The 23,751-nt window shown below is 70.8% G+C and carries 23 protein-coding genes; 8 read left to right on the top strand and 15 right to left on the bottom strand.

Features of this window, described 5'->3' with window-relative positions:
- Nucleotides 1–178: 178 nt before the first annotated feature.
- From BKD30_RS04495 to aceA, 3 genes are all read right to left on the bottom strand, one after another.
- Nucleotides 179–910 (bottom strand): tyrosine-protein phosphatase, encoded by a 732-nt coding sequence (locus BKD30_RS04495; RefSeq protein ID WP_083956010.1) that lies wholly within the window; start codon nucleotides 908–910, stop codon nucleotides 179–181.
- Nucleotides 911–1,163: 253 nt separating this feature from the next.
- Nucleotides 1,164–2,819, bottom strand: coding sequence for a malate synthase A (aceB, locus tag BKD30_RS04490; RefSeq protein ID WP_076702618.1), 1,656 nt, complete (start codon nucleotides 2,817–2,819; stop codon nucleotides 1,164–1,166).
- A 315-nt stretch (nucleotides 2,820–3,134) separates the two neighbouring features.
- Nucleotides 3,135–4,481, bottom strand: coding sequence for an isocitrate lyase (aceA, locus tag BKD30_RS04485; protein WP_076702642.1), 1,347 nt, complete (start codon nucleotides 4,479–4,481; stop codon nucleotides 3,135–3,137).
- Between the two features lie 138 nt (nucleotides 4,482–4,619).
- On the opposite strand from aceA, the gene BKD30_RS04480 reads away from it, so the two are divergent.
- Entirely contained in the window at nucleotides 4,620–6,107 is a 1,488-nt protein-coding gene (locus BKD30_RS04480) for a helix-turn-helix transcriptional regulator (protein WP_076702616.1), read from the top strand.
- Between the two features lie 36 nt (nucleotides 6,108–6,143).
- Here BKD30_RS04480 and BKD30_RS04475 read toward each other — a convergent pair whose 3' ends face one another.
- On the bottom strand, nucleotides 6,144–6,713 hold the full coding sequence (locus tag BKD30_RS04475) for a helix-turn-helix domain-containing protein (RefSeq protein ID WP_076702614.1): 570 nt from the start codon (nucleotides 6,711–6,713) through the stop codon (nucleotides 6,144–6,146).
- A 166-nt stretch (nucleotides 6,714–6,879) separates the two neighbouring features.
- Here BKD30_RS04475 and BKD30_RS04470 point away from each other — a divergent pair, with 166 nt between their 5' ends.
- Nucleotides 6,880–8,091 (top strand): MFS transporter, encoded by a 1,212-nt coding sequence (locus BKD30_RS04470; RefSeq protein ID WP_076702612.1) that lies wholly within the window; start codon nucleotides 6,880–6,882, stop codon nucleotides 8,089–8,091.
- 23 nt (nucleotides 8,092–8,114) lie between these two features.
- Here BKD30_RS04470 and BKD30_RS04465 read toward each other — a convergent pair whose 3' ends face one another.
- Nucleotides 8,115–9,041: a 5'-3' exonuclease gene (locus tag BKD30_RS04465; RefSeq protein ID WP_173893022.1), complete on the bottom strand. Its 927-nt coding sequence runs from the start codon at nucleotides 9,039–9,041 to the stop codon at nucleotides 8,115–8,117.
- 40 nt (nucleotides 9,042–9,081) lie between these two features.
- Nucleotides 9,082–10,068 carry an aldo/keto reductase gene (locus BKD30_RS04460; protein WP_076702638.1) on the bottom strand — a complete coding sequence of 329 codons (987 nt, stop codon included), beginning with the start codon at nucleotides 10,066–10,068 and terminating at the stop codon, nucleotides 9,082–9,084.
- Nucleotides 10,069–10,247: 179 nt separating this feature from the next.
- Between BKD30_RS04460 and BKD30_RS04455 the strand changes: the two genes are divergently transcribed.
- Nucleotides 10,248–10,565 carry a hypothetical protein gene (locus BKD30_RS04455; RefSeq protein ID WP_076702610.1) on the top strand — a complete coding sequence of 106 codons (318 nt, stop codon included), beginning with the start codon at nucleotides 10,248–10,250 and terminating at the stop codon, nucleotides 10,563–10,565.
- Nucleotides 10,566–10,661: 96 nt separating this feature from the next.
- Here the strand turns inward: BKD30_RS04455 and BKD30_RS04450 are convergent, their stop codons facing one another.
- The 4 genes from BKD30_RS04450 to BKD30_RS15545 form a co-directional block, all read right to left on the bottom strand.
- Entirely contained in the window at nucleotides 10,662–11,528 is an 867-nt protein-coding gene (locus BKD30_RS04450; RefSeq protein WP_076702608.1) for a 3-hydroxyacyl-CoA dehydrogenase family protein, read from the bottom strand.
- Nucleotides 11,525–12,310, bottom strand: coding sequence for an enoyl-CoA hydratase/isomerase family protein (locus BKD30_RS04445; protein WP_076702607.1), 786 nt, complete (start codon nucleotides 12,308–12,310; stop codon nucleotides 11,525–11,527). Before BKD30_RS04445 ends, BKD30_RS04450 begins: the two co-directional genes overlap by 4 nt.
- 2 nt (nucleotides 12,311–12,312) lie before the next feature.
- Entirely contained in the window at nucleotides 12,313–13,509 is a 1,197-nt protein-coding gene (locus BKD30_RS04440; RefSeq protein ID WP_076702637.1) for a thiolase family protein, read from the bottom strand.
- A 447-nt stretch (nucleotides 13,510–13,956) separates the two neighbouring features.
- Nucleotides 13,957–14,163 carry a hypothetical protein gene (locus BKD30_RS15545; RefSeq protein WP_083956009.1) on the bottom strand — a complete coding sequence of 69 codons (207 nt, stop codon included), beginning with the start codon at nucleotides 14,161–14,163 and terminating at the stop codon, nucleotides 13,957–13,959.
- Between the two features lie 108 nt (nucleotides 14,164–14,271).
- Here BKD30_RS15545 and BKD30_RS04435 point away from each other — a divergent pair, with 108 nt between their 5' ends.
- A complete protein-coding gene (locus BKD30_RS04435) occupies nucleotides 14,272–14,784 on the top strand; it encodes a hypothetical protein (RefSeq protein WP_143588062.1) in 513 nt (170 codons plus the stop codon).
- Nucleotides 14,785–14,901: 117 nt separating this feature from the next.
- Here BKD30_RS04435 and BKD30_RS04430 read toward each other — a convergent pair whose 3' ends face one another.
- Nucleotides 14,902–15,855 (bottom strand): L-lactate dehydrogenase, encoded by a 954-nt coding sequence (locus BKD30_RS04430; RefSeq protein ID WP_076702603.1) that lies wholly within the window; start codon nucleotides 15,853–15,855, stop codon nucleotides 14,902–14,904.
- Between the two features lie 93 nt (nucleotides 15,856–15,948).
- Between BKD30_RS04430 and BKD30_RS04425 the strand changes: the two genes are divergently transcribed.
- Genes BKD30_RS04425 through BKD30_RS04415 form a run of 3 tightly spaced genes read left to right on the top strand, consistent with a single transcriptional unit; the run spans nucleotide 15,949 to nucleotide 19,059 of the window.
- Nucleotides 15,949–16,941, top strand: a complete 993-nt coding sequence (locus BKD30_RS04425) for a 1,4-dihydroxy-2-naphthoyl-CoA synthase (protein WP_076702601.1) — start codon at nucleotides 15,949–15,951, stop codon at nucleotides 16,939–16,941.
- Between the two features lie 16 nt (nucleotides 16,942–16,957).
- Entirely contained in the window at nucleotides 16,958–18,175 is a 1,218-nt protein-coding gene (locus BKD30_RS04420) for an AMP-binding protein (protein ID WP_143588061.1), read from the top strand.
- A 2-nt stretch (nucleotides 18,176–18,177) separates the two neighbouring features.
- Complete coding sequence (locus BKD30_RS04415) at nucleotides 18,178–19,059, top strand: 1,4-dihydroxy-2-naphthoate polyprenyltransferase (protein ID WP_076702598.1); 882 nt, start codon at nucleotides 18,178–18,180, stop codon at nucleotides 19,057–19,059.
- A gap of 39 nt (nucleotides 19,060–19,098) precedes the next feature.
- On the opposite strand, the gene BKD30_RS04410 is transcribed toward BKD30_RS04415, so the two are convergent.
- The gene (locus tag BKD30_RS04410) at nucleotides 19,099–19,491 is read right to left on the bottom strand and encodes a DUF4229 domain-containing protein (RefSeq protein WP_076702594.1); all 393 of its coding nucleotides are present in this window, start codon (nucleotides 19,489–19,491) and stop codon (nucleotides 19,099–19,101) included.
- A 94-nt stretch (nucleotides 19,492–19,585) separates the two neighbouring features.
- On the opposite strand from BKD30_RS04410, the gene BKD30_RS04405 reads away from it, so the two are divergent.
- Entirely contained in the window at nucleotides 19,586–20,029 is a 444-nt protein-coding gene (locus tag BKD30_RS04405) for a PLD nuclease N-terminal domain-containing protein (protein ID WP_076702591.1), read from the top strand.
- 148 nt (nucleotides 20,030–20,177) lie between these two features.
- On the opposite strand, the gene ccsB is transcribed toward BKD30_RS04405, so the two are convergent.
- From ccsB to BKD30_RS04390, 3 genes are read right to left on the bottom strand one after another with little or no spacing between them, the layout of a single operon-like run.
- Nucleotides 20,178–21,245 (bottom strand): c-type cytochrome biogenesis protein CcsB, encoded by a 1,068-nt coding sequence (gene ccsB, locus BKD30_RS04400; RefSeq protein ID WP_076702588.1) that lies wholly within the window; start codon nucleotides 21,243–21,245, stop codon nucleotides 20,178–20,180.
- The gene (gene resB, locus BKD30_RS04395; protein WP_408033356.1) at nucleotides 21,245–22,975 is read right to left on the bottom strand and encodes a cytochrome c biogenesis protein ResB; all 1,731 of its coding nucleotides are present in this window, start codon (nucleotides 22,973–22,975) and stop codon (nucleotides 21,245–21,247) included. The genes ccsB and resB overlap by 1 nt, the downstream gene beginning before the upstream one ends.
- Complete coding sequence (locus BKD30_RS04390) at nucleotides 22,972–23,724, bottom strand: cytochrome c biogenesis CcdA family protein (protein WP_076702631.1); 753 nt, start codon at nucleotides 23,722–23,724, stop codon at nucleotides 22,972–22,974. Before BKD30_RS04390 ends, resB begins: the two co-directional genes overlap by 4 nt.
- Nucleotides 23,725–23,751: the final 27 nt, after the last annotated feature.

Genomic DNA, 23,751 nt, shown 5'->3' with positions numbered 1-23,751 from the left:
CCCGAGGCCGTGCGGACTCTGCGAACCCAGGCCACCAGCCGATCCTACCGACCCCCGCTTAGTGCCTTAACAACACACTAACCCCGACCATCACCCCACGTCAGCCCCCTCTAGCTTGTCGAGACCACAGCAAGTGACCCAACTCAGGGGGAGCCCGTGCGACGCCCGGCTTCCCCGATCATGCCTCGGTGAGGCGGGCGCGCAGGGCGTCCAGGTCCTCCGGCGCGAGGCCGGCCCGCAGCAGGTAGTCGGCGGCGTCGAGCTCGGCCAGCGTACGCAGCAGGTGGGTGCGGGTCTCCGCGACCCAGGCGTCCAGCTGCTCAGGGGTCCGGTAGCGCTCGACCGGGTGGTTGATGACACGGAACCGCTCGTTGGCGGCGCGGACACCGACCTCGTAGTCATCGGCGATGGCCTCGTCCGGGACGCCGAGCAGCTGCAGCAGGAGCATCACGACCAACCCGGTGCGATCCCGCCCTCCGGAACAGTGCACCAGGACTCCGCCCGGCGGGGCGGTGGCGACGTCGTGCACGATCCGCACGAAGCGCTCGGGCCACAACCGGAGGTTGTCGGCGTAGTACTTCGGGGTGTTCAGGTAGGGCCAACACAGCTGTTTGAACTCGACGTGCGTGGGGTCCTCGGTCGGGCGGACCAGCCGGTGCAGGCCGTCGAGTGCCTCGTCGTCCACGACCGCGTCGCTGGACCGCCGGCCACGCTCGTCGTCGTTGCGCAGGTCGATCACGGTGCTCACCCCGTCCGCGCGCAACTGGACCCAGCCGGCGGTCGTCATCGTCTCCGGACGACCGGAACGGAACAATTGCCCGTGTGCGACCCGGCCCCCGCCCGCCACGGGCAATCCGCCCAGGTCCCGAACATTGATGGCGCCTTCCCACTGCGGCGTGCTGATCCCCATGCCCGGAGGCTATCAATCTTCTCGTTTGTCGAAGGAAATGGCACCCGAGTCGAACCCACCCGAACGATCCTCGAGGTACGTGCCTGTTCGGACGAAAGGGGACGTGTCGACCAGAGCGAGCTCTGCGAGCGCCGGGAGATCCAGTCCCCGTGTCCGGGCCGGGACGTACCGGACCGATCCACCGCGATGGAACAGCAAGAACACGGAAAAGGCGCCGACCTCACGGTCGACGCCTTTTCGACTGAAGAACAACTCAGGCCGGAACGCGCTCGGCCAGCTCCTCCTCCACCCACCGCCACGGCCGGGTGCGGCGGCACAGGTACTCGGCGTACGCGATGGAGGTCAGGAAGTCCGGGAACTCGGCCCGCAGGGACGAGCGCTCCAGGATCTCCCGCGCCTCGTCGAACCGGTCACCGTCCGTGCGCTCCAGCCCGTCGAACTCCTCGTCGAGCAGGCGTTCCACGTACTCGGCGGTGACGATCTCCCCGTCCTTGGTCAGCGCCTCGCAGTGGATCCACTGCCAGAGCTGGGCCCGGGAGATCTCGGCGGTGCCCAGGTCCTCCATCCGATTCCCCACCGCCACGGCGCCCGTCCCGCGCAGCCACGACTCGAGGTACCGCAGCCCGATCCTCAGGTTGACCAGGATGCCGTCCTCGGTGATGCTGCCCGTCGTCGCGGCGACGTCCAACAGCGCCCGGTCGGAGAACTCCACGTCCTCCCGCAGCCGATCCAGCTGGTTCGGGGCCTCGCCGAGCGCCACGTCGAACACCGCCCGGCACCGCATCACCAGACCGGGGTGCGCCACCCAGGACCCGTCGAACCCGGCCTCGGCCTCGCGCTCCTTGTCCCGCACAACCCGTGCCAGGGCCCGGTCGTTCTCCCCGGCGTGCTCGGTCACCGGGATCACCGTGCTCAACCCGCCGATCGCGTGGGTACCCCGCCGGTGGGCGACGGCCACGAGCTGCTCGGTGAAGGCCCGCATGAACGGCTGGCTCATGCTCACCCGTTCCCGGTCCGGCAGAATGAACCGCGGCCCGCGCTGCCGGAAGTTCTTGATCATGCTGAACACGTAGTCCCACCGGCCGGCGTTCAGGCCGGCCGCATGCTCGCGCAGCTCGTACAGGATCTCGTCCATCTCGAACGCGGCCGTGATGGTCTCGACCAGCACCGTGGCCCGGATGGTGCCGCGCGGGATGCCCAGCAGCTTCTGCGCCAGCACGAACACGTCGTTCCAGAGCCGCGCTTCCTCGGCCGACTCGATCTTCGGCAGGTAGAAGTACGGGCCGGAGCCATGGCTGATCAGGTGCTGCGCGTTGTGGAACAGGTAGAGCGCCAGGTCCACCAGTCCACCCCACACGGGCCGACCGGCGATCTGCAGGTGCTTCTCCGGCAGGTGCAGGCCGCGGGGCCGCACGATGACGGTCGGTCGTGGACCGTCGGGGACAGTCCCAGAATCCAGCTCGGGGATCGCGCCGCGCAGGCCGTCGTTCAGGTTGAGCTGGCCGGTGATGACGTTCTCCCAGGTGGGCACGCTGGCGTCCTCGAGGTCGGCCAACCACACGTTGGCGCCCGAGGTCAGGGCGGTCACGGTCGACGCTCGGTCCACCGGGGTGGTGATCTCGACCCGCCGGTCGGTCAGGTCCGGCGCGGGAGGCGCGACCCGCCACGTGGTGTCCGCCCGCACGTGGGCCGTGTCCGTGCGATAGGCCGGATCCTTGCCCAGGGCGATCGACCGGCGGCGGGTGCGCCGCGCCTCGAGCAGTTCGTCCCGGCGGGCGCACGTCGCGCGGTGCAGGGCGGCGACGAACCGCAGCGCGTCCGCGGTCAGGACCTCCTCCTCCCGTCGGATCGACGGCGCCAGCAGCGTCACTCCGTTGATGATGCAGCCCTCGGTGCTGATGTGGTTCATCTGATTCCCTCCTTGCGACCTGCGTGTCTCGAGCGGAAGATCTCCGCGTCCTTCAACACTGCTGGAGCAGTACCGCCGTTGCCCCCGGAAAGCCGAGTGAAGTTGTCTCGTTCTTCGCGGTCGGACAAGAAGGGGCGGGTGAGAAGGGGCGGCAGCGCGTCGACGGCTCCACTGCCGCGGGCGAGCACGATCGAGGGCGACCGCCGCCCGGTCCCGGACAGACCGGAGGGCCGGCACCCCGACGTCGTCGGTGGTGCCGGCCCTCGGCGGACTCGGGAGCGCGGAGCGCTCAGCGGTGATCGGATGCGTGGCGGCTCAGTGGAACTGGCCCTCCTCGGTGGAGCCGACCAGCGCCAGCGTGGACCCGGTCGGGTTGAGGGCGGTGGAGACCAGGTCGAAGTACCCGGTGCCGACCTCCCGCTGGTGCTTCGTGGCGGTGTAGCCGCGGGACTCGGCGCCGAACTCGCGCTCCTGCAGGTCGACGTAGGCGGACATGCCGTCGCGGGCGTACCCGTGCGCCAGGTCGAACATGGAGTAGTTCAGGGCGTGGAACCCGGCCAGGGTGATGAACTGGAAGGTGAATCCCATGGCGCCCAGCTCCCGCTGGAACGTCGCGATCGTCGCGTCGTCCAGGTGCTTCCTCCAGTTGAACGACGGCGAGCAGTTGTAGGCCAGCATCTGGTCCGGGTGCTCGGCCTTGACCGCCTCGGCGAAGCGGCGCGCCAGCTCCAGGTCCGGCGTCCCGGTCTCCATCCAGATCAGGTCGGCGTACGGGGCGTAGGCCTTGGCCCGGGCGATGCACGGCTCGATGCCGTTGCGCACGGTGTAGAAGCCCTCGGCGGTCCGCTCGCCGGTGAGGAACGGAACGTCCCGCTCGTCGACGTCGGAGGTGATGAGGGTGGCGGCCTCCGCGTCGGTGCGGGCGACGACGACGCTCCGCGTCCCGGACACGTCGGCGGCCAGGCGCGCGGCGTTCAGGGTGCGGACGTGCTGCTGGGTGGGGATCAGCACCTTGCCGCCGAGGTGCCCGCACTTCTTCTCGCTCGCCAGCTGGTCCTCCCAGTGCACGCCCGCGGCACCGGCGGCGATCATCGACTTCATCAGCTCGTAGGCGTTCAGCGGGCCGCCGAAGCCGGCCTCGGCGTCGGCGACGATCGGCACCAGCCAGTCCTCGACGGAGCTCTTGCCCTCGGCGAACTCGATCTGGTCCGCCCGCAGCAACGCGTTGTTGATCCGGCGCACCACCGTGGGCACGGAGTTGACCGGGTACAGCGACTGGTCGGGGTAGGTCTGGCCGGACGTGTTCGCGTCGGCGGCGACCTGCCAACCGGAGAGGTAGATGGCCTGCAGGCCGGCCTTGACCTGCTGCACGGCCTGGTTGCCGGTCAGGGCACCGAGGGCGTTGACGTAGCCGCCGTCGGCCCGGCCCTCCTGCAGCGTGGTCCACAGTTTCTCGGCGCCGCGGCGGGCCAGCGTGTGCTCCTCCTGCACCCGGCCGCGCAGCCGGACGACGTCCTCGGCGGTGTAGTCGCGGGTGACGCCTTCCCACCGGGAGTCGGCCTCCCATTCGAGGGTCAGGGCCTCCGCCTGCTGCGTGAGGGACTGGTTCGTGGGCTGGTCGTCCGTGGGCTGGTCGTTCGTGGGATGGCGATCCGTACTCATCGGATGCTCCTTCGCGTCGATGCGGGCGGCGCGCGTGATGCGGTGCGCCTTGCTGTGCCTTTCACTTTGCTCGATCTGCGCGGCCCTGGACCCTCTGATCGTGGTGAAGAACACCATTTCTTCCTCTAGAGTGCAGAAATGACCGTTGACGGATGGTACCGGGATCCCGCCGACCGCCGCGCCCGGGAAGACGCCCCGGACCTGGACGTGATCAGCCTCGGCCGCCGGGTCCGACACCTGCGCAAGCGCCGGGGCCTGACCCTCGATCAGGTGTCCAGCGCCGTGGGCACCGCTCCCAGTCAGCTGAGCCTGATCGAGAACGGCAAGCGCGAGCCGAGACTGAGCCTGCTTCGCGCACTCGCCTCGACGTTCGACGTCGCCCTCGACGACCTGCTCGGCGCCGAGCCACCCACCAGGCGAGCCGCCCTGGAGATCGCCCTGGAGAAGGCGCAACGCGGTCCGCTCTACCAGTCGCTCGGTCTGCCGACCATCCGGGTCGGCCCCCGCACGTCGACCGAGGTGCTCGAGGCGATCGTCGGACTGCAGGGAGCCCTGGAGCGGCAACTCGAGGAACAGATCGCCACGCCCGAGGAGGCACGACGCGCGAACACGGAACTGCGCGCGGAGATGCGACGGCGGGACAACTACTTCCCCGCGATCGAGCAGGAGGCCACGGCCTTGCTCGGCGCCATCGGGTACACCGGCGGCCCACTGTCCCAGCACGTCATCGCCGACATCGCCCGGCACCTCGACTTCACCCTGCACCATGTCGGCAACCTGCCGCACTCCACCCGCTCGGTCACCGACCTCAAGCACCGGCGGATCTACCTGCCACGGGGCAACGGGGAAGGCCACGACCCCCGCTCCGTGCTCCTGCAGGCACTCGGGCACCACGTGCTCGGCCACGGCACGCCGGGCGACTACGGCGAGTTCCTGCGGCAGCGGGTGGAGACCAACTACTTCGCCGCCGCCCTGCTGCTGCCGGAGGAGACCACGGTGGCCTTCCTGCAGCGGGCGAAGGCCGTCCGTGAGCTTGCGGTCGAGGACATCCGCGACGCCTTCGCCGTCTCCTACGAGACCGCGGCCCACCGGTTCACCAACCTGGCCACCCACCACCTGGGCATCCCCCTGCACTTCCAGAAGGTGCATCGCTCCGGGATCATCTACAAGGCGTACGAGAACGACGGCGTCAGCTTTCCGGCCGACCACACGGGCGCCATCGAGGGGCAGCCGGTGTGCCGGTACTGGACGTCCCGCGAGGTGTTCGACGTGCCGGACCAGTTCTCGGCCTTCAACCAGTACACCGACACGCCGGCGGGAACCTACTGGTGCACCGCGCGGACCGAGCACAGCGCGGGTGGTCTGTTCTCGCTGAGCATCGGGCTGCCGTACGCGCACGTGAAGTGGTTCCGCGGCCGGGAGACGACGGCCCGGTCGGTGTCCCGCTGCCCCGACCCGGACTGCTGCCGGCGGCCGCCGGGGGAGTTGGCGGACGCGTGGGCGGGCCTGGCGTGGCCCAGCGCGCGAGCACACTCCCATCTGATGGCGGCACTGCCGCCGGGCGCGTTCCCCGGGGTGGACGAGACCGAGGTCTACGAGTTCCTGCAGGCGCAGGCCGAGCGCTGATTCAGATTCAGCGAGCGTCGAGGCCGTTCGAGTGCATCACGCCGGTCCGGCGTCGCGCGGGATCGTCACCACCCAGACGAAGTCGGCGACCGGGGTGACGGCATCGAAGGAGCGCTCCTCGTCGGCGTCGATCCGCGCCGACCGCCTCTCCCCGATCCGCGTCTCCGCCCCGCCCGCCAGCACCCGCACCTCACCGGCGGTCACGTGCACCATGGACGCGGGGGCGCCGGGCGCCGATCCGGTGCGGTAGCGGTCGCCCCGGACCAGGTGCCACGTCCACAGCTCGATGGTCGCCTCGGGCGTCTCGACGGCGTTGACGAGATAGGCCCAGCTCCCTTCCTCGGTGGACCAGATCTCGACGCCGTCGGGCGCCGGCCGGTCCTGGACGCCGACCAAGGCGGCGAAGCTGGTGCCGAGTGCTCCGGCGATCTTGTCCACGGTGGACACGCTCGGGTTCGCCTGGCCCAACTCGACCTGGGTGAGCATCCGACGGCTGACGCCGCTGCGTTCGGCCAGCTTCACGACGCTCAACTCGAGACCCGTCCGCAGCGCGCGGATCCGGGCACCGAGCAGACGGGCCACGTCCGACCGGATCTGATCGCTCATGCGCTCCTCACGGAATGATCGGCCACAGGATGGCCGGCGGTCTGCTCCCCACTGCCTCAACACCACCTGTCTGAGCAGTATAGTGCTCAGAGAGGTCCAGCACGGTGACGCGTGCGTCAGGACCCACCATCGATGGCGCAGGACGAGGACGACGGGAGGGGGCACCATGACCAGGACGCCGACGCTCGCCCCGGACCGGGTCGACACGTCGCGCCACCGGTGGGACGTGCTTCGCTGGCAGGTGGGCTACGGGACGTTCGGCGTGCCCCAGGCGGCCGCGCCGATCGCCTTCGCGCTGGTGGCCCTGGCGGTCACCGGGTCAGCCAGATCCGGAGCGGCCCTGGTGTTCGCGATGACGACCGCTCAGGTACTCGGCGCGGTTCCCGTGAGTCGACTCGGTGTGAGTTTCAACAGCGTCCGCTACCTGCGCGGGCTCATCGCCCTGCGGACGATCGCGCTCGCCGTCCTGACGGTGCTCGCCGGGCTGAGCGTGCCCTTCCCCTGGCTCTTCGCGCCGGTCGTCGCCGCGGGCGTGGTCAACGGGGCGGCGTACGGCTACCAGCGGCTGTTGCTCAACCACCTGGTCGAACCGGCCGGGCTGCCCCGGGCGCTCGGGGTGGCGGCGACCCTGAACGAGGTCACCTTCGCCGTGGCGCCGGCGCTCGCCGCCCTGCTCGGCGCGATCTCCCCGACGTGGGCACTGGCCGCGGTCACCGCGCTCGGCGTCGCCCCCCTGCTGCTGTTGCCGAGCGTGCCGACGGCCGGCCCTCCCGGTCCCGCAGGGCCGCCGCGAGGACCGCGACGCGCCCGCCAACCGATCGGGCGCCCCGCCGCTCTCTGGCTGCTGTGCGCCGGCGCCAGCGGTGCCGCGGTCGCGGCGATCGAGGTCGGTGCCGTGTCCTTCGCCCTGTCCTTCGGGCTCGGGCCCGGCTGGGCGTTCCTCTTCGCCCTGGTGCTGTGTGCGGGCTCGGTGAGCGGCGGGATCTGGGTCAGCGTTCGGAACCGCGTCCCCGGGCTGGGGACGGTCACCGTCTTCCTCGGACTCACGACGGCGGCGTCCGGCCTGGTCCTCGCCGGCAGGCAGCTCGTCACGGCCCTGGCCGGGGCCGCCGTCATCGGCTTCCTGCTGCCGGCCCTGGGCACGTTCTATTCACTCGTCGTCGACCGGCTCGCGCCCCCGCACCGGCGGGCCGAACTCTTCGCCCTGCTGCGCACCGCGAACAACGTCGGTGTCATCGCCGTCAGCGCCCTGCTGGCCCTGCTCGGTCTGACCGCCGCGCTCATCGGCTCGTTCGCTCTGCTGGTGCTCGCCACCGTGCTCGTGGCGGTGTACGCCGCCCGGGTCCGTGGTGCTCGTCCGCCGGCCGACGCCGTCTGAGCAGCTGACCAGCGAGCGAGCCGTCAGCGGGGGTCGAGCGCCTTGACGACCCGGCCCACCGAACCGCCGAGGTTCCACTGCTCGCCGAGCGCCTCGACCCGTTCCCGGTACTTTCCCGTGATCGGGCGCAACTGCGTGTCGACATCGCCCAGATCCAGGTCCCGGACCACCCGCACGACCGGGGCGGCCGCGGCCAGGTAGTCCGTGGCGGCGATGATCTTCGCGCGGGCGCCGCGGGACATGCCGCTGCCGGCGTCCGCGGCGGCGGCGATCACGCCGTCGAGGTCGCCGTGGTCGGCGATCAGCCCGGCGGCGGTCTTCTCACCGACGCCGGCGACGCCGGGCAGTCCGTCCGAGGTATCGCCGCGCAGCGTCGCGAAGTCCGCGTACTGGGCGGCCGCAATGCCGTACTTCTGCCGGATCACCGCCTCGGTGACCACCTCGATCCGGTTCATTCCGCGGGCCGTGTTGATCACCCGGACCCCGGCGGCGTCGTCGACCAGCTGGAACAGGTCGCGGTCGGAGGTCACGACGTCGACGGGCCTGTCCGCTCGCGTCGCGAGGGTACCGATGACGTCGTCGGCTTCGTGGTCCGCGGCCCCGACCACGGCGATGCCGAGGGCGCCGAGGGTACGCCGGATCAGCGGCACCTGCGGTTCCAGCGATTCCGGGGTATCCTCGACGTCGGTGCCGCCGGGCACCGCCGTCCGGACGCGGTGCGCCTTGTATCCCGGAATCAGGGCGGTGCGCCAGTGCGGCCGCCAGTTCTCGTCCCAGCATGCGACGAGGTCCGTGGGCCGGTACTCGCCGATCAGCCGGGCGACGGCGTCGAGCAGGCCGCGCACGGCGTTGACGCTGGTGCCGTCGGCCGCCTTGAGGGAGTCCGGCAGCCCGTGGAAGGCGCGGAAGTACATGGCGGCGGTGTCCAGCAGCATCAGTCGTTCGGCCATGCGGTGATCATGGCACGCCGCCGCGGGTCCTCACGAGCACTCAGTGGTCGACCGAGCGCATCCCGTTCTCGTCATACCGCTCGCCGGAGGCGACGCCGACCGGGGCGACCTCGTCGAGCGCGGCCAGCTCGTCGCCGGTCAGGTCCAGGTCGGCCGCCGCGACGTTCTCCCGCAGGTAGGTGCGCCGCTTGGTGCCGGGGATAGCGACCACCGACTCCTGGGCCAGCACCCACGCCAACGCCAGCTGGCCCGGCGTGACGTCGCGGGCCTGCGCGAGCTCGGTGACCCGGCGGACGACGGCGAGGTTCGCGTCCAGGTTCTCACCGCTGAAGCGTGGCGCGTTCCTGCGGAAGTCGTCGTCGGCCAGCCGCTCGGGGCTGGTGATCGCGCCGGTCAGCATGCCGCGGCCCAATGGCGAGTAGGCGACGAACGCGATGCCGAGCTCCCGCGTGGTGGCCAGCACCCCGTTGGTCTCCGGTTCCCGCTGGAACAGCGAGTACTCGGTCTGCACGGCGGAGATCGGGTGCGCGGCGTGCGCCCGGCGGATCGTCTCCGGCGAGGCTTCACTGATGCCGAGGTAGCGGACCTTGCCCTCGGTGACGAACTCGGCCAACGCGCCGATGGTCTCCTCGATCGGCCGGTCCGGGTCGATCCGGTGCACGTAGTAGAGGTCCACGTGGTCGCGCTGCAGGTTCGTCAGGGATCGCTCCAGGGCCTTCCGGGCGTACTCCGGGCTGCCGTTGACCGGGCCGCGGCTGCCGTCCTCGCCGACCTCGACGCCGAACTTGGTGGCCAGCGCGTACTCGTCGGCGCGGTGCCCGATCGCCGTCGCGATCAGTTGCTCGTTCAGGAACGGGCCGTACAGCTCGGCCGTGTCGATCAGGCTGACCCCGAGGTCGAGGGCGAGGTTGAGCGTCGCCGCGGACTCGTCGTCGTCACGGGGCCCGTAGAAGGCGCTCATGCCCATCGCGCCGAGTCCTTCGTTGCTGGCCCGCAGGCCCTGACTGCCCCATGGCACCGTCTTCATCGTGTTCTCCTTCGTGCTCACGTCCGTGGTGTTCCCTCCGTCAGCATGCGCCCTTGCCCGAGGGTCCCGCCAGTGCGCGGGCCCGGACGGGATCCACGTCGACGGCGCCCGGACCAGTGACTAGGCTGCCGATCAGAGCCGGCCAACGGTGCCGGCCACGACCGGAGGGAGTGAGCGCCATGACGCGGGAGAGCGAAGCGCGCCTGTCCGCAGACGGGCTGAGCCGCAACCTCGGCGGCGAGTACGCGCAAGAACACGGGTACGGGGACGCCGAGAACTACTCCGACGGCAGCCCCAAGCATGTGCCGGAGCCCCCGCTGCACGGGCACCACGACGAGGACGCCGGCGCGCCGGGCGCCGATGCCGGGCGCACCGGTGGGCACACGGAGTCCGCCGAGCCGAGCGAGGAGCGGACCGAGGAACTGGAGCAGGAGGCGTACGGCGAGCGGGGCTCCGGCAAGACCGACCCCGCGGACTACACCCAGGCCCCGGGCTGAGCCGCCCCGGTCACTGCCACGACGACGGCCCCGGCTGCTGATCCTCAGCCGGGGCCGCTGTGCGTCATCGTCGGGGTGACCGCGGTCGGCGACCGGTCACCAGTCGTAGAAGCCGCGACCCGATTTCTTGCCGAGCTCTCCGCGGGCGACCTTCTCGCGCAGCAGCGCCGGCGGGGCGAACCGGTCGCCGAGCGTGGAGGCCAGGTACTCGGCGATGCCGAGCCGGACATCCAGACCGACGATGTCGGTGAGCTTCAGCGGCCCGACCGGGTACTTGTAGCCGAGCACCATCGCCGCGTCGATGTCCTCGGCCGAGGCGACACCCTCCTCGAGCATCCGGATCGCTTCCAGGCCGATGGCCACGCCCAGCCGGGAGGACGCGAACCCGGGAGCGTCCCGGACGACCACGGGGGTCTTGTCCAGGTCCCGGACCCAGGACGGGGCGAGGTCACGCAGTTCGTCGGCGGTCCGCTCCCCGATCACGACCTCGACCAGGCCGGACGCGGGCACCGGATTGAAGAAGTGCAACCCGCAGAACCGCTCGGGGTGGCGCAGGGAGGTCGCCAACCGGTCCACCGACAGGGACGACGTGTTGGTCGCCAGCCAGGCGTTGGCGGCCAGCCGCTGCTCGACCTGAGTCAGTGCCGCCACCTTCAGGTCGACGTCCTCCGGGACCGCCTCGACCACCAGCCCGCGGCCGGTGAAGTCGTCGTAGTCGGTGGACACGGTCAATCGGCCGGTCAGGGTCGGGAGGTCGTCGTGCGTGCTGCCCCGCTCCACGGACGCCGCCAGCGAGGACTCGACCCGGTCCCGGGCCGCCGTCGCGGCAGCCTGGTCCCGTTCGACGACGACGACGTCGGCCCCGGCCAGGATGAACGCGTGGGCGACACCGGCACCCATCCGACCACCGCCGAGGACGCCCACGCGGGTGGGGATGCCGCGGGGGACGCTGGTGGTGCTCATGTCGCGGTTCCCTTCGTGGTCCGGGAGGCCCGTCCGGTCAGGAAGGCGTCCATCCGGGTGAACTTGGCGTCGGATTCGAACAGGATGCCCTGGGCGAGGGTGTCGATCACGGGGTGCGCCTCGCGGGGGGCGTGGAAGACGGTCTTGGTCAGCCGGACGGCGAGCGGGTCCTGGGCGGCGATCCGGTCGGCCAGCGCGTGTGCGGCGGCGAGCAGGTCCGCGGACTCGTGCACCTCGGTGATCAGGTGTGCGGCGAGGGCTTCGTCGGCGTCGAGCACTCGCCCGGCCAGCAGGATCTCCTTGGCCAGCGGCTCGCCGATCAGTTCCTTGAGCCGCCAGGTGGCGCCGGCGCCAGCGGTGATGCCGAGGTTCGTCTCGGGGTTGCCGATCTTCACGCTGGGCGTGCCGATCCGGAAGTCGGCGGCGAAGGCGAGTTCGGCGCCACCTCCCAGGGCGTACCCGTCCAGCGCCGCGATCACGGGCAGCGGCAGCTGCGCGACGCGGATGAAGATGCTCGCGTTGATGCCGGCGAGCGCCTCTTCACGGCGGCGTTCCCGCAGTTGCGCGATGTCCGCACCGGAGGCGAAGACGCCCTTCGCCGTCTCGGTAGCCGGCGTGCCGGAGAGGATGAGGATGCGCGGTTCACGCTCCAGCCGGTAGCAGACGTCGTGCAGTTCGGCGACCATGGTCGCGTCGATGGCGTTGCGGACCTCGGGCCGGTTCAGGGCGACGTGGACCCGGTCCTCGCGCTCGTCCAGGATCAGCGTCGTGTAGTCGGCCATCGTCACACCCGCTCCAGCAGCAGGGCGGTGCCCTGGCCGACGCCCACGCACATGGTGGCCAGGCCCTTCTCCGCACGCTCACGTTCCATCCGACCCAGCAGGGTGATCGCGATCCGGGAACCGGACGAACCGAGCGGATGGCCGAGCGCGATGGCTCCGCCGTCGTTGTTGACGATCGACGGATCCAGGCCGAGTCGGCGGATGCAGGCGAGGGACTGGGTGGCGAACGCCTCGTTGAGTTCGACGGCGCCGAGGTCGTCGAGGGACCAGCCGGTGCGGCCGAGCACCTTCTGCGTGGCGGGGACGGGGCCGATCCCCATGACGGGGGCGGGCACGCCGGCGGAGGCGCCGTCGACGATCCGGGCGCGGGCCGTCAGTCCGTATTGCTCGATCGCGGCCTCAGAGGCGACGACGATGGCGGACGCGCCGTCGTTCAGGGAGCTGGAGTTGCCGGCGGTGACGACGCTGCCGCCCTTCACCACGGGCCTGAGCTTCGCCAGCACCTCCGTGGTGGTACCCGCCCGGGGACCCTCGTCGGTGTCGACGACGGTCTCGCCCTTGCGCGTCTGCACCGTGACGGGAACGATCTCGTCGGCGAACCGCCCGGCCGCGATGGCGGCGATGGCCTTCTCCTGGGAGCCGGCGGCGAACGCGTCGGCGTCCTCGCGGCTGATGGTGTCGACGCGGGCGACCTCCTCGGCCGTCTCCGGCATCGAGTAGGTCGTCTTCTCCTGCGCCTGGAAGAGGGGGTTGACGAACCGCCAGCCGATGGAGGTGTCGAAGGTGTCCCCCGGCTTGGCGAACGCCGTCGTCGGCTTGGCCATCACCCACGGGGCGCGGGACATCGACTCGACGCCGCCGGCGACGACGACGTCCGCGGCGCCGGCCTTGATCATGTGGCTGGCCATGATGATGGCACTCATGCCCGACGCGCAGAGGCGGTTGACGGTGATGCCGGGGACGCTGTCCTCGAAGCCGGCCAGCAGCCAGGCCATCCGTGCGACGTTGCGGTTCTCCTCACCGGCGCCGTTGGCGTTGCCGAGGATCACTTCCTCGACGACGTGTGACGGCACTCCCGCCCGCTGCACTGCCTCCTTGACGACGAGCGCGGCGAGGTCGTCCGGGCGGACGGACGACAGAGCGCCGCCGTACCGGCCGACCGGGGTGCGCGCACCGCCGACGAGAAACGCTTCGGGCATCGGGAACTCCTTCGTCCAGTTGCGGGGGCGGCCGGGTCCCGCGCCGATCACGGGCACAGGGGTGTCCGCCGACGAAATACCGACCGATCGTTCAAGAATGTCACGGGGTGCGGGACGGGTCAACGTGTGTCGGCGCGCGACGGGCTTCCGGAGGCGCGAGCCAGTTTCTCCGCCGAGTGGCCGGATGAGGCACTCATCCGGTCCCAATGACGACACCGTCCGCACACTCGGCGGAGAGGCAGCGGACCCACACCCCGGGCCGCCTGTGGATAACTCGGCGCAGCCCGACGCCCTCAGGTTCATGCTGGCGCCATGAGACCAGCTCTCCCCCTCCCGCTCTCACTCCGTGACGCGTGCTTCACCGTTGATCAGGCCCTCGATCTGGGCGTCACCGCCGCAAGACTGCGCGGCCGCGATCTGGTCGCACCGTCGCGCTCACTACGGCTGTCATCGGCGGCGGAACCGGACCCGCTTGCTGTAGCGCGGGGCCTGCTGGTCCTGCACAGCGACGCCGTCGTGAGCCACCAGACCGCCGCCCTGTGGTGGCAACTGCCCCTCCCCCGTCGGCTGACCGAGGACCCGGTCGTCCACCTGAGTCTTCCGACTCACGACAGCGTTGCCGCGCATGTCCGGCGTCGTGGTGTGACCGCTCATCGCACCGCGCTCCTGCCCGAGGACGTGCGCAGGCGCGGCCGGTGGACCGTGACGAGCGTCGAGCGAACCTACCTCGATCTCGCACCGGTCCTCACAGAGGATGAACTCGTGGCCCTCGGTGACGCCATCGTGTGCGCACACCCCGACGATCGCCCGGCGCCCCGTCGCACCTTGAGCACGCCGACACGACTGGAGGAGCGCTGTGCCAGCTCGCACGCCCGAGGGGTGCGAGCGGCACGGGCCGCCCTGGCCCTCGTGCGGGTCGGCAGTGACTCGGCGCCCGAGACCCAACTCCGGCTCCTCGTCGTTCGCGCCGGTCTGCCCGAGCCCGAGCTGAACGTCGTGCTCGTCATCCCCGGGCAGTGGCGGCGCGTCTTCCCCGACCTGGCATTCCGACAACACCGGGTCTGCGTCCAGTACGACGGCGCCCACCATGCGGATCCGCTGCAGCACCGGCTGGACATCGAACGCACCGACCTGACAGTGGCCGCCGGCTGGGTCGAAGTGCGGATCAGCGCCGACGACCTCCGCGTCGTCGTCCCGCACCGCTCAGGACTGGTTCCGCGCGCCGTCGTCAAGGTCGAGGACGCGCTTCGCGCGCAGGCGCTCCGGCTGCGGTGACGGGCTGCGGTGCAGTGCACGGTACTCCGCCGAGTGGCCGGATCACGCACGCATCCGGTCCCGATGAAGGCAACGTCCGCACACTCGGCGATGGGTGGGTGGCTCGCCAGAAAACCCTCAGAACCCCAGACTGGCCAGCGTCTGCCGTAGCGTGCCCGCCGACTCCCGCAGCAGGCCCAGCTCACGGCCGTTCATCGGCACCTCCAGCACCCGCTCGATGCCGTTTCCGCCGACGATCGTCGGCACCGACAGGGCGACGCCGGTGATGCCCGCGTAGTCGTCCAGCACGCTGGAGACCGGCAGCACGGAGTGTTCGTCGCGGAGGACGGCTTCGACGATCCGCGCGCCCGAGAGGCCGATGGCGTAGTTCGTCGCCCCTTTGCCGCGGATCACGGTGTACGCCGCGTTGACCACCTGGTCCGTGAGCTGTTCGAGGTACTCCCACGTGAACAGCTGCCGCCCGTCGACCGTCCAGTCCCGGATCGGCACCAGGCCGATGGTGGCACTGGACCACAGGGGGAACTCGCTGTCCCCGTGCTCACCGACGATGGTGGCGTGCACGCTGGACGTCGAGACGCCGGCCTTCTGCGAGATCAGCCACCGCAGTCGAGAGGTGTCCAGCACGGTGCCGGAGGAGAACACACGATGCGCGGGCAGGCCGCTGATCCGGCGGGCGGCGACCGTGAGCACGTCGCACGGGTTGGTCACCAGCACGTACACCGCGTCCGGCGCCTGCTCGAGCAGGCGCGGCAGGACGGACGTCAGGATCGCGATGTTCGCCCCGGCCAGGTCGAGCCGGGTCTGCCCGGGCTGCTGCTTCGCCCCGGCGGTGATCACGACGACGTCGGCGCCCGCGACGACGGCGGGGTCGTCACCACCGGTGATCCTCGACGATCCGGTGAACTGGGTGCCGTGGGCGAGGTCCAGCACCTCGGCCTGCACCTTCTCCGTGGCGATGTCGAAGAGGGCCACCTCGCGGGTGGATCCGCGGATCAGCGCGGCGTAGGCGAGGGAGGTTCCTACCGCGCCGGCTCCGACCACCGCGAGCTTCGACCGGGACGTCGTCGTCATGGCTGATCCCTTCTCCGTCCACGGCACCCGCGAACGGATTGCCGGGCACCAGCCTACGAATCGAACCGTACGCCGCGCCACTACAATTGCCGGGTGACGACGCCCGCCGAAAACGACCCAGCACAGCCCGGCCACCGGCGGGACGAGGTACCCGCGTCGATCTCCGACGTCTTCGACCCGCAGCAGTGGCGACCCGTCGAGGGTTTCGGCTTCACCGACGTCACCTATCACCGGCAGGTCGAGCGCGACGCCGACGGCGCCGTGGTCATGGACCTGCCGGCCGTGCGGATCGCCTTCGACCGGCCCGAGGTCCGCAACGCCTTCCGCCCGCACACGGTGGACGAGTTGTACCGGGCCCTCGATCACGCCCGGATGACTCCCGATGTCGGGACCGTGCTGCTGACCGGCAACGGCCCCTCCCCCAAGGACGGCGGCCACGCGTTCTGCTCGGGCGGGGACCAACGGATCCGCGGCCGGGACGGGTACCGGTATGCCGAGGGGCAGACATCCGAGACGGTGGACCCGGCGCGGGCCGGCCGCCTGCACATCCTTGAGGTGCAGCGCCTGATCCGGACCATGCCGAAGATCGTCATCGCCGTCGTCAACGGTTGGGCAGCCGGTGGTGGACACAGTCTGCACGTGGTCTGCGACCTGACCATCGCGTCCCGTCAGCACGGGAAGTTCAAGCAGACCGACGCGACGGTCGGCTCCTACGACGCCGGCTACGGCTCGGCGCTGCTGGCCCGGCAGGTCGGCCAGAAGTTCGCCCGCGAGATCTTCTTCCTGGCCCGCGAGTACTCCGCCGAAGACATGGTGCGGATGGGCGCCGTGAACGAGACCGTCGACCACCAGGATCTGGAGCGGACGGCGCTGGCGTACGCCGCGGACATCGCCCGGCAGTCCCCGCAGGCCCTGCGGATGCTCAAGTTCGCGTTCAACCTGCCCGACGACGGCATGTTCGGTCAGCAGGTCTTCGCCGGGGAGGCGACCCGGCTCGGGTACATGACCGACGAAGCCGTCGAGGGCCGCGACGCGTTCCTGGACAAGCGCGACCCGGACTGGTCTCGCTTCCCGCACTACTTCTGAGTCGGCGTCCCGCACCGTGACCGTCGACCTGCTCCCCCTGCTCACCCCGCGCGGTGGCGATCCGCTCGCCCTGCTCCGCCCGCTCGCGGCCGCGTTGGACGGCGGCTCGGCCATCGTCGCGTCCCCCGATCCGCAGGTTCTCGCCACCGTGACCGCGCTCGCCGAGCAAGCCGGTGTACCCGACGGGACCGCGGCGGTCGTCTCCACCTCCGGATCGTCGGGTACCCCCAAGCACACGCTGCTGCCCGTGACGGCCCTGCGCGCGTCGGCCGACGCCACCCGGGACCGTCTCGGCGGGCCCGGCCGCTGGCTGCTCGCCCTGCCCGGACATTACGTGGCGGGCTTGCAGGTGCTCAGCCGGTCCCTCCTCGACGGCACCGTCCCCGTGGCGATGGACGACGCCGTCCCGTTCGACGGGTCCGGCTTCCGGGCGGCGGCAGCCCGGCTCGGCACCGCGCACCCGGACGGAAACCGGCGCTACGCTTCCCTCGTGCCGGCTCAACTGGCCCTGCTCCTGGACGGGACACCGGATCGGCCCGTCGACGCGGCGGAGCGGGCGGCCAACCTCGCCGTCCTGACCGGCCTCGACGCCGTCCTGCTCGGCGGCGCCCGCGCCGACCCCGGGTTACTGGCGCGGGCCCGAGGCGCCGGTGTTCGCGTGATCACCACCTACGGCATGAGTGAGACCTGCGGCGGTTGCGTCTACGACGGCGTTCCCCTGAGCGGGGTCCGGGCCGAGGTCGACGACGGCATCGTCCGCCTGGGCGGACCGGTGGTCGCGGGCGGCTATCTCGGGGATCCGCGCGGAACCGCTGCGGCGTTCACCGAGCGGGAGGGCACCCGCTGGTTCATCACCAGCGACACCGGGACCCTCGAGGACGGACTGCTGACCGTGACCGGGCGTGCCGACGACGTCATCAACACCGGTGGCCTCAAGGTCTCTGCGACGGTGCTCGCGCAGACCATCGAGGAGTTGCCCGGTGTGCGTGACGCGTTCGTCACCGGCCTGCCGGATCCGCTCTGGGGCCAACGCGTGGCCGCCTGGGTCGCGGGGTCCACCACGGCCGACGCCGTCCGCGCGCACGTGAGCGCTCGGCTGGGCGGTCGGCTGGCACCCAAGCTCGTGCGCTGCACCGACGCCCTGCCCATGCTCCCCACCGGCAAACCCGACCGGCAACGGATGATCGAGGACCTGAACCAGATGGCGGCCCAGTGGGCCGGACAGGAGGCGTGAGCGTGGCGAGCACGGCCCAGTGGGTGGAAGGGGCCCGGTTGCGGACCCTGCCGATGGCGATGGCCCCCGTGATCGCCGGCTCCGCCGCGGCGGCGGGGCTGGGCGCGTTCCACCCGCTCCGCGCCCTGCTCGCCCTCGTCGTGGCGCTGCTGCTGCAGATCGGGGTGAACTACGCGAACGACTACTCGGACGGCATCCGCGGCACCGACGACGCGCGGGTGGGCCCCCTGCGCCTGGTCGGCTCCGGCGCGGCGTCCCCGGCCGCGGTCAAGCGGGCCGCTCTCGGCTGCTTCGCGGTGGCGATGGTCGCCGGCCTCCTGCTCGTCGTGCTCAGCGGAACCTGGTGGCTGCTGGCCCTGGGCGCGGCGTCCGTGGCGGCCGCCTGGTACTACACCGGCGGATCCCGCCCCTACGGCTACCGCGGCCTGGGCGACGTGTTCGTCTTCGTGTTCTTCGGCCTGGTCGCGACCCTCGGGACCACCTACACCCAGGCACTGACCGTCAGCGCCGAGGCCGTCGTAGCCGCCGTCGCCACCGGCCTGATCGCCACCGCGTTGTTGATGGCCAACAACATCCGGGACATCCCCACGGACCGGGCGGTGGGCAAGCACACGCTCGCGGTCCGGCTCGGTGACCGGGCGGCCCGAGGGAGCTACGTCGGGATGCTCGCCGTCGCCCTGTTGCTCGTGCTCGTGGTGACACCCGCGAACCCCTGGTTGCTGCTCGTGCTGCTGCTGGCGCCGGTGTGCGTGCCGGCCTGCCGGCGAGTGTTGACCGCGAAAGACCGGGCGCAACTCATTCCCGTGCTGCGCCAGACGGGACTCATCAACCTCGGATACAGCATCCTGTTCACGATCGGGATCCTGCTCGACCTCCCGTCCTGAACCCGCGCGGCCACCGCGGCCCGAAAACCGCGGAACAAGTCAGGAGGGCGGTCGCCGGTCCGCCGGATGGTTGGCGACCCGCGCCGACGCGTCGCCCGACGACCGCACCGATCCCGCGTCCCGGTCACGCTCGGGCCCGGGATTCTCGTCGTCCCGCGGAGCGACCTGCTCGTGTTCGTCCCAGTAACCGTCCTCGGCGGCCGCGTCGTCGCGTTCGCTCGTGGACCGGCGACCGGTCCGGCCGGTGATCCGGTTACCGACCTGCGCTGCGGCCGCGGCCCGCAGCCGGCCGAAGAAGAGGTAGCTGATGCAGAACGAGGCGACGAGAGCAACGATCAGCGACATGACGATGCCGAGCCGGAGCAGCAGGCCGAGCGCGAAGATCAGGGCAACGAGGCCGAGCCGGGCGGCGGAATACTTCAAGAGGGCCACCGTCCCAGTCTAGTCGTCGACGCGGAAGGACCCGCCCCACCGGCCGTCGGCGGCCGCCCAGCCGACATCCAGATCCCCCGACTAGAATCCGGACATGCGTTACCTGCCGTTCGCCGTGCTGGCGGTCGCGACGATCTACACCCTCGTCGACTGCGTGCGGTCCGACCGCGCACAGATCAGGGCGCTCCCGAGGGTCGTCTGGTTCGTACTCATCCTGGTGGTACCGGTGTTCGGCGTCGTGTTGTGGTTCCTGTTCGGGCGACCGCAGGCGATACCCGAAGCGGCACCGGCCGTCCGACCTCTGGCGCCCGACGACGATCCACGGTTCCTCTCGGACCTCGCCGAGCGGCAACGACGCGAACGCGCGGCCAGACGCGCCACGGAAAGAGCGGCCGAGCAGAAGCGGGCTGACGAGGCGGCCGCCGAGCAGAAGCGTGCTGCTGGTGAGTCCCGGCAGGACCAGCACCCGGACCGGAACGGCCGCAATCCCGCGCAGGGTTCCGCCGGCGCGGGGACCGACGAGAACACGGGATCCTGACGGCCGGTCCCTGCCACACCGCGGAGGCTCGCCCGCCCGGTCGAGTCGGAACTTGCATCATGGCCCGGAACCGGGCACCGGTCCGAACCTGGCACAGTCCCCTGACCGGGGCGGTCGGAACCCGGTGAGTCTCACACGCCGTGACACCTCAGACGCCCGAGTAGGAGTGCAACCCGTTGATCACGGTATTGACCACTGTGAAGTTCACGATCACGCACAAGTAGCCGACGATGGACAGCCAAGCGGCACGCGTCCCCGTCCAGCCCCGGGTCGCCCGAGCATGCAGGTAACCGGCGTACACCACCCAGATGATGAACGTCCACACCTCCTTGGGGTCCCAACCCCAGTAGCGGCCCCATGCGCTCTCGGCCCAGATCGCCCCCGCCATCAGGGTGAACGTCCAGAACACGAAGCCGACGGCGTTGATCCGGTACGAGACGTTCTCCAGCGTCAACGCGGACGGCACCCGGCCGAGGAACGTGGACAGACGCGGTGACCGGCCGGCTGCGATCGCGGCCTCCCGGCGCGACTGCAGGAGTTGCAGGACGCTCATGCTGAAGGAGAGCGTGAACAACGCCGAGGAGAAGACCGCCACGGAGACGTGGATGACCAGCCAGTAGCTCTGCAGAGCAGGAATCAGCTGCGCCACCGGAGTGCGGAACGAGATCGTGGCCGCGCACAGCATGATCAGCACCAAGCCGACGACGAAGGTCCCGAGGAAGCGCAGGTCCCGCCGGATCAGCGTTGCCAGGAAGACGCCCGCGACGAGCAAAGCACCGGTGGTGGCGAATTCGTACATGTTGCCCCACGGCACCCGGGTCGCCGCGATGCCGCGGGTGACCACGGCGGCGGCGTGGATGACGAACGCCACGGTGGTCAGAGCGACACCGATGCGAGCCGCCCGGCGCCGTACCGCGGTGTATCGCAGATCGTCCTCGCGAGACGCCGCCGCGGCCTGCACCAGGCCGTCGGGACCGGTACGAGCCGGATTCAGAGGTCGCTCGCCGGACCCCGCCGCGCCGCCGACCATGGCGGGAACGCGCGCTTCGGGTCGGTTCGCGGCGGCAGCGGCGGCCGCGCGCGCGTCGACGGCGCGCAACGTCTTCGAGCTCACCGCCATGTCCCAGGCGAAGGCCACGAAGGCCACCAGGTAGACGAACGCAGCGGAGAGCATCAGCAGCTCGCTGTACTGGCCGAGAGTCTCGTTGATTCCCATCACAGTCCTGTTCCGCGGTCGGCGCCGGCGTTACCGCCGACCTCATTGTTGCCGTTCACGCTCCGATCGGCCACCAGCTCGTCGTCGAGCGCCCGGCCGAGAGCGTTCCGCGCTCCCTCGAGCCGGTGGTCCTCACCGCGGGCGAGCAGTCCGTACTCGACCATCACCCGGCCGTCCGCGGCCCGGCCGGCCCGCACCCACGCTCGCCGTCGTGGGACGAACAAGGACCCGATCAGACCGAGGAGGGCGGCACTGGAGAACACCAGCGCCCCGATCGAGCCGGGGTCGTGCCGCACGTCGATCGCGATGAACCGCTTGACCCCGTCGAAGGTGATCGACCCGAGGCCGTCCGGCAGTTGCTGGGTGGGCCGACTCCGGTCCAGCACGATGCCACCGGCCGGCTTGGTCCGTCCGTTGAGCTGGGTGAGCTTCGACGTGTCGAGTGCGAAGACAGAGGCCGGTACCCCGTTGTCGAGTCCCAGGTCGCCCTTGTACGAGTTCAGGTTCAGCTGGGGCAGCAACGGGTCGGGATCGGCAGAGAAGGCGACCTTGTCCTCGCCGGCCACCGCCGTGGGCAGGAAGAAGCCGACGAAGGACAGTTGTTCGGGCTTCGCGTCGGGCACCTTGAGCACGAACGTCGACGTGAACATCCCGTCGGTGGGGGTGCTCACCACGGGGCCGCTCCACGCCACCTTGCCCTCGCCGTCACGGACGGTCACCACCGGTGCGTACCCGTTCCCGACCAGGAAGATGCCGCTGTTGCCCAGCGTGATCGGGGCGTTGACCTTCAGATCCTGCCGCTTCGGCGCCGATGTCGGCGTCTCTCGGGTGGTCAGGTTGGCGGTGAAGTCGATGGGCTGCCCGTACTTGCGGGACTGGCGGTCGAACGTGACGTTGAACTTGTCCAGCCGGACGGAGAACGGGTCCAGGTTGCTGGCGGTGAAGTTCGCGCCCGGGGTGAACGCGTCGTAACCGATCAGTGTGTTGACGAAGCTGTCCCCCTCGACGAGGGTCCGCTGACCGCGATAGCCGAACAGACCGCCGACGGCGACGGAGACGAGCACACCGATCAGGGCGGTGTGGAACAAGAGGTTGCCGGTCTCCCGCAAGTAGCCGCGTTCCGCCGCGGCGGACGGCCGCTCCCCGTCCAGGTCCTGCAGCCGCACCCGGTAACCGCGACGCTTGAGCACAGCGCCGGCCCGCCGTGCGACGTCAGCCACGTCGGCTTCCACCGCGGCCGGAACCACGAGCGTGCCGTACTGCGGCAACCGGGACAGCCGGCGGGGGGTCTTCGGCGGTGGCTGGCGCAGCGCCTTCACGTGCGCCAGTATCCGTGGCACCACGCACCCGATGAGCGAGATGAACAGCAGGAGGTAGATCGAGGAGAACCACACCGACGCGTACACGTCGAAGAACTGGAACCGGTCCAGCCACGGACCCATGGCGGGGTTGTTCTTCAGGAACTGGGTGACGGTGGCCGGGTTCGACGGCCGCTGCGGGAACAGGGAACCGGGCACGGCGGCGACCGCGAGCAGCAGCAGCAGCAGCAGGGCCACCCGCATACTGGTCAGCTGCCGCCACGCCCAGCGGAGCGTACCGACGAAGCCGAGCCGCGGCAGTGCGGGACCGTCCTGGCGACGGCGCCGACCCTTCCCCCCCGCCGCGGTGGGGCCGGGGGCAGGAGCGGAGCCGGGGTCGACGGCGGCGGGATCGGTCTTCTGCGGTGTCAAATCGGCAACCTCACCGAGCTGGAGAACCAGGCCTGCAGCGCGGCCACCCAGACGTTCCACACGCCTGAGACCATCAACAGGCCGACAGCGATCAGCATGCCCCCGCCGGCCCGCTGGAGAGCCAGCCGGTGTCGGCGCAGCGCGGCGAGCGCGTCCGCGCTGCGCCGCAGGGCCAGCGCGATGACCAGGAACGGGACGCCGAGGCCCAGGCAGTAGAAGAACGTCAACCAGGCACCGCGGACTGCGCCGGCGCCGGTGGAGAAGGACAGGGCCTGGACGGCCGCGAAGGTCGGGCCGATGCACGGCGCCCATCCGAGCGCGAACGTCAGCCCGAGCACAGGTGCGCCCCACAGTCCGGCGGGCGGGCGGGCGTGGATCCGCCGCTCGCCCTGCAGCCGGGACAGGCCGCCCAGGAAGACGACACCCATCACGATGACGACCAGGCCGAGCACCTGGGACACCCAGGGAGCGCCCTTCAACCACGCGCCGGCCTGCCCGAAGACGGCACCGATCAGCATGAAGACGATCGAGAAGCCGAGCACGAACAGGCCGACACCGGCCAGCACCCGGCCGCGATGGCGCTCCTGCAGGTCGGCACCCGTCAAGCCGGTGACGTAGCCGAGATAACCGGGAACCAGCGGCAGCACGCAGGGCGACGCGAAGGAGACGAGCCCCGCGAGCATCGCGACCGGCACGGCCACCAGCATCGACCCGCCCAACGCCGTCTCGGCGAAGGAGTTGGCCGCCATGGCAATGCCCACGGACCCCACAGCGGC

The organism is Tersicoccus phoenicis (assembly GCF_001968835.1).
GTDB classification, from domain to species: Bacteria; Actinomycetota; Actinomycetes; order Actinomycetales; family Micrococcaceae; genus Tersicoccus; species Tersicoccus phoenicis.
The sequence above is the reverse complement of the archived record's forward strand: the minus strand, read 5'-3'. Positions and strand labels throughout refer to the sequence as shown.